Source organism: Gordonia jinhuaensis, assembly GCF_014639795.1.
Classification (GTDB): Bacteria; Actinomycetota; Actinomycetes; order Mycobacteriales; family Mycobacteriaceae; genus Gordonia_B; species Gordonia_B jinhuaensis.
The window spans coordinates 1-4,114 of sequence record NZ_BMGC01000074.1; the positions used below are offsets into that span (position 1 = coordinate 1).

The 4,114-nt window shown below is 55.7% G+C and carries 2 rRNA genes; both read right to left on the bottom strand.

Going from position 1 to position 4,114, the window contains the following annotated elements:
• Positions 1-2,546, bottom strand: a 23S ribosomal RNA gene (locus IEW22_RS19560); the annotation flags it as partial.
• Positions 2,547-3,007: 461 nt separating this feature from the next.
• Positions 3,008-4,114, bottom strand: a 16S ribosomal RNA gene (locus tag IEW22_RS19565); the annotation flags it as partial.

The following is a 4,114-nucleotide window of genomic DNA, read 5'->3' on the forward strand; positions in this document are numbered from 1 at the left end:
TTGCCAACCAGGCTGAGGGAACCTTTGGGCGCCTCCGTTACATTTTAGGAGGCAACCGCCCCAGTTAAACTACCCACCAGGCACTGTCCCTGAACCCGATCAGGGTCCGAAGTTAGATGTCCACTACGGTCAGAGTGGTATTTCAACAACGACTCCACACACACTGGCGTGCATGCTTCACAGTCTCCCACCTATCCTACACAAACCGTACCGAACACCAATACCAAGCTATAGTGAAGGTCCCGGGGTCTTTTCGTCCTGCCGCGCGTAACGAGCATCTTTACTCGTACTGCAATTTCGCCGAGTCTGTGGTTGAGACAGCAGAGAAGTCGTTACGCCATTCGTGCAGGTCGGAACTTACCCGACAAGGAATTTCGCTACCTTAGGATGGTTATAGTTACCACCGCCGTTTACTGGGGCTTAAATTCTCAGCTTCGCACCCCGAAGGGCACTAACCGGTCCTCTTAACCTTCCAGCACCGGGCAGGCGTCAGTCCGTATACATCGTCTTACGACTTCGCACGGACCTGTGTTTTTAGTAAACAGTCGCTTCTCTCTGGTCTCTGCGACCACCACCAGCTCACGGGGTCAACCCGGTCACCAGCAGTGGTCCCCCTTCTCCCGAAGTTACGGGGGCATTTTGCCGAGTTCCTTAACCACAGTTCTCTCGATCGCCTTAGTATTCTCTACCTGACCACCTGTGTCGGTTTGGGGTACGGGCCGTGTACCAACTCACTAGAGGCTTTTCTCGGCAGCATAGGATCATGGAATTCACCGCAACGGCTACGCATCACCTCTCAGGCTATATGAGACACGGATTTACCTATATCTCGCCCTACCGGCTTACACCAGGACAACCATCGCCTGGCCCCACTACCTTCCTGCGTCACCCCATCGCTTGCCTACTACCAGCCAAGGTCCCATGCAGCCCCACACTCGAGACCCGAAGGCCTTCTCGGCGGTTTTGGATGGTTAGTACAACTGATTCAGCATGGACGCGGATACACGGGTACGGGAATATCAACCCGTTGTCCATCGACTACGCCTGTCGGCCTCGCCTTAGGTCCCGACTCACCCTGGGCGGATTAACCTGGCCCAGGAACCCTTGGTCATTCGGCGGCAGAGTTTCTCACTCTGCTTTCGCTACTCATGCCTGCATTCTCACTCCCACACCCTCCACCCCTAGATCACTCCGAGGCTTCCACGGATGCAGGACGCTCCCCTACCCACCCACACACCTGGCCCACAACCCGTAGATCATGGGCGAGCTCATGTGAGTGCCGCGGCTTCGGCGGTGTACTTGAGCCCCGCTACATTGTCGGCGCAGGATCACTTGACCAGTGAGCTATTACGCACTCTTTCAAGGGTGGCTGCTTCTAAGCCAACCTCCTGGTTGTCTCTGCGACCCCACATCCTTTTCCACTTAGTACACGCTTAGGGGCCTTAGCCGGCGATCTGGGCTGTTTCCCTCTCGACTACGAACCTTATCGCCCGCAGTCTCACTGCCACGCTCTCACTTACCGGCATTCGGAGTTTGGCTGACGTCAGTAACCTGATAGGGCCCATCGGCCATCCAGTAGCTCTACCTCCAGTAAGAAACACGTGACGCTGCACCTAAATGCATTTCGGGGAGAACCAGCTATCACGGAGTTTGATTGGCCTTTCACCCCTACCCACAACTCATCCCCTCCATTTTCAACTGAAGTGGGTTCGGGCCTCCACAACATCTTACTGCTGCTTCACCCTGGCCATGGGTAGATCACTCCGCTTCGGGTCTAGACCCAGCGACTCACACGCCCTCTTCAGACTCGCTTTCGCTACGGCTACCCCACACGGGTTAACCTTGCCACTGAGCACTAACTCGCAGGCTCATTCTTCAAAAGGCACGCCATCACCCACCACCCACCAAAGGGTGCACAGGCTCTGACGGATTGTAAGCGTCCGGTTTCAGGTACTATTTCACTCCCCTCCCGGGGTACTTTTCACCTTTCCCTCACGGTACTAGTCCGCTATCGGTCACCAGGAAGTATTCAGGCTTACCGGGTGGTCCCGGCAGATTCACAGCAGATTCCACGAGCCCGCTGCTACTTGGGCACCCATCACGCAAGACCATGTGCTTTCGATTACCGGACTCTCACCGTCTACGGCAGACCATTCCAGGCCACTTCACCTAACACACGATTTTCTCACTCACGCCCAGACAGGTAGATCCGGGAAGATGAACCCCACAACCCCACACACACAACCCCTACCCGGTTACACATGCGCATGGTTTAGCCTCCTCCGCTTTCGCTCGCCACTACTCACGGAATCACAATTGTTTTCTCTTCCTATGGGTACTGAGATGTTTCACTTCCCCACGTTCCCCCCACACGGTCTATACATTCAACCGGTGGTAACACCACATCACTGGTGCTGGGTTTCCCCATTCGGACACCCTCGGATCACAGCACGGTTGACAACTCCCCGAGGACTATCGCGGCCTCCCACGTCCTTCATCGGCTCCTGGTACCAAGGCATCCACCGAACGCCCTTACACACTTACAACAACACACCACACCCACACACACCACCAGCCACCAGACAAACCCCAGCGAACCAGCACACGATGCGTGTCAATGTGACATGACCAAAAAATCACTCTCAACAAACACTCGAACTCGAATCACAGAAACGAGAACAAAAAATTAGATGCTCGCATCCACTATGCACTTCTCAAACAACACACACCACCAACCCCGACCATCTCAGCACCGCATCACACGACACCTCACCAACAGCCACGACCAGCAGCAGTATTCAGGCAGAGACAACACTCGCGTGTTCCCTCAGAACCCCGACAGTGTGTTCAGCCACCACACCCCACTCACGCAAGGCATGCACCCACCACCACCCCACCATGACGCAGGACAGCAGTGAATTGGTGTTGTTGATGTTTCACCCATGAACACACACCCGCCGCACGGACACATGCCGGCAGAAACGGGTGATAGTTGTGTGCTCCTTAGAAAGGAGGTGATCCAGCCGCACCTTCCGGTACGGCTACCTTGTTACGACTTCGTCCCAATCGCCGATCCCACCTTCGACAGCTCCCCCCCTTACGGGTTAGGCCACCGGCTTCGGGTGTTACCGACTTTCATGACGTGACGGGCGGTGTGTACAAGGCCCGGGAACGTATTCACCGCAGCGTTGCTGATCTGCGATTACTAGCGACTCCGACTTCATGGGGTCGAGTTGCAGACCCCAATCCGAACTGAGACCGGCTTTAAGTGATTCGCTCCACCTCACGGTATCGCAGCACTCTGTACCGGCCATTGTAGCATGTGTGAAGCCCTGGACATAAGGGGCATGATGACTTGACGTCATCCCCACCTTCCTCCGAGTTGACCCCGGCAGTCTCCTGCAAGTCCCCGGCATAACCCGCTGGCAATACAGGACAAGGGTTGCGCTCGTTGCGGGACTTAACCCAACATCTCACGACACGAGCTGACGACAGCCATGCACCACCTGTACACCAACCACAAGGGAACAGCCATCTCTGACTGCGTCTGATGTATGTCAAACCCAGGTAAGGTTCTTCGCGTTGCATCGAATTAATCCACATGCTCCGCCGCTTGTGCGGGCCCCCGTCAATTCCTTTGAGTTTTAGCCTTGCGGCCGTACTCCCCAGGCGGGGTACTTAATGCGTTAGCTACGGCACGGATCCCGTGAAAAGGAACCCACACCTAGTACCCACCGTTTACGGCGTGGACTACCAGGGTATCTAATCCTGTTCGCTACCCACGCTTTCGCTCCTCAGCGTCAGTTACTCCCCAGAGACCCGCCTTCGCCACCGGTGTTCCTCCTGATATCTGCGCATTTCACCGCTACACCAGGAATTCCAGTCTCCCCTGGAGCACTCAAGTCTGCCCGTATCGCCCGCACGTCCACAGTTAAGCTGTGAATTTTCACGAACGACGCGACAAACCGCCTACGAGCTCTTTACGCCCAGTAATTCCGGACAACGCTCGCACCCTACGTATTACCGCGGCTGCTGGCACGTAGTTAGCCGGTGCTTCTTCTGTACCTACCGTCACCGAAGCTTCGTCGGTACTGAAAGAGGTTTACAACCCGAA